Annotated in this window: 1 protein-coding gene and 1 pseudogene; one reads left to right on the top strand and one right to left on the bottom strand. The window is 24.5% G+C overall.

All coding sequences use genetic code 4. The features are described from left to right. A pseudogene (locus tag EHU54_RS05650) lies at nucleotides 1-384 on the top strand (hypothetical protein); the annotation flags it as partial. 34 nt (nucleotides 385-418) lie between these two features. Here the strand turns inward: EHU54_RS05650 and EHU54_RS05645 are convergent. Then, nucleotides 419-2,116: hypothetical protein (locus EHU54_RS05645; RefSeq protein ID WP_400249418.1), on the bottom strand; the 1,698-nt coding region annotated here is incomplete at its 5' end.

Here is a 2,116-nt window from a genome sequence, read left to right as displayed (position 1 = left end):
ACTGATAATCAAGAAATCAAAGATAATCTAGAATGAATAGCACCACAAGAAAAACCATTTAATACTGTTGATAATAAGTATTATTATGTAGTATGGCGTGGTGATGAAAAGGATAATTGAAGAATTGTTAAGTTTTTAAATGATAATTTTAAAACTATTGATAAATTAAATAATTTTGAATTGCAGGTTTTATCTCCTAAAAATAGAGTTATTTGGGGTTTATTAATAAGTGAAAAACAAAACTGAGGATATAAGCCAATAAAAAGGTGAATAGATGATAAAAATAATAGTCATTTTAAATCAGTTTATCGTTGAAATTTAGATAATAATATACCTGAATTAGTTTTAGATGAAAAAAATAATTTAAAAGTTAAGGATGAATAAAAAAGAGATTTAATATCTATCTCTTTTTTATTTTTTATCTTGGTTTAATTGTAATTTTAACAGGATTATCGTTTTTATTTCTAATACCTAAAACATTTGGATTATAAACATCTAGTACAATATCTTTATAATTACCTCAATATTTTCAATGAGTTATTATTTGTTCTAATAGTTGAACAAATATTACTTTTGTAAATCTAATTTTTAATTTTACATCATTAGTATAATATGCTTGTATATATGTTTCTTTAATTTTATTATTATCACTATTAGATAATTTTGTTATTTGAAGTAAAAATTTAATTACTACTCTATCTTGGTAAGTGAAATAAGTGTTTTGATAATTTTCGCTTGGTAAACCATTAGTATAAGCAATAGGTTCAAATGTTTGAATATCATTAGTTATTTCTTTAGTATCTTTTATTGTAAAAGTATTTGGAAAATTAATTTTATCAGTTTGTGAACGACCAGTTTGTTTTAAAGTTATATTATTTAATGAACCTAAATCATAATTACAAGTATTTTCACCAGCAGATAAATTAATATTTCTATTAGGAATAAAATTCTCTATATTTGGTGGCCCACATTCAACTTGTAAATTATTAAGATTACTTATTTCTATTGTTTTATAAGCATCTTGAAATTTACTAATACTTTGAATTGTTGGGTCAATTTGTTTTAAATCAATTTCTATTTCATAATAACCTTTATATTCTTCTGTATCATCAAATAAATTAACTGGCTCATAATTTCCCACTTTACATTGTGCTGGTGCAATAATTTTAGTTATTAATGGTAGTACTACATCAGAAGGCATAATATCTTTTGTATAAGGTTGATAGTTATATGGCACTGGTGGTAAGACCATATTGTGGGTATTAAATGTTGGTATTTCATAATCATGTGGTAATAAGAAACTAGTTTTATAGTTAGTTGTCATATCGCGTAAATAATTGTTTAATACGCTTTTTGTTTTACCTCTAAAACTCCATACTGATAAGCGTAAATAATCTTCTTCATTATTTGTATATGGGTTATCAGCATAAAAGATAATTTCAAAATTACCTTTATATAAGGCTTGTATTGAAAACATATCAATTATATAACTACAATTTGTTCCATCAGGTGTTTGTAAGAATTCGCAATTATTATCTTTTTCACTAGCACTAACTGTTATTTGCGCATCTACTGCTTTGGTTTTTTCATTAATTAAATAAACTCGGTTAGTTTTAGGATTTAATTGTTTTAAATTATAAGTTGAATAAACTAATTCACTTGTTGGTTTACCATCATTAGTTAAAACAGTCCCTTTAAATTTATCAGTTAATAAAGTAGTAAAACCTAAACTAGTAGCATTAGCACCAAAGATAGCACCAACTTTATCATTACCTTGTTCTCTAAATATTTCAAATGGTAAATAACCTTTCCCTTTTGAGTTATCAGACCAAAATGCATCATTATAAAAGCTATAAATATTAGCACTCATAAAACCATTAAGTCATTGGAAATTAGGTCAAGTTTTTTCATCTTGGTTAATTACTCATCCTCATGGAATACCAAATGAAATAAAGTTTAAGAACTTACCAACTCCGCCTGGTATCGTAAAAGGATTAAATACTAATTTTTGCGTATAGTTTAAAGGTAATACTGTAATTTGGCGATTAATAAAATTATTCATATTTAAAATATCTCAAACATTACATTTACCCATTTTATTATATTCAATTTGAAC

The organism is Spiroplasma sp. ald, from assembly GCF_044714355.1.
Taxonomy (GTDB): domain Bacteria; phylum Bacillota_I; class Bacilli_A; order Mycoplasmatales; family Mycoplasmataceae; genus Spiroplasma; species Spiroplasma phoeniceum.
Note: the sequence above shows the minus strand (reverse complement) of the source record. Positions and strands in the feature narration are given on the sequence as shown.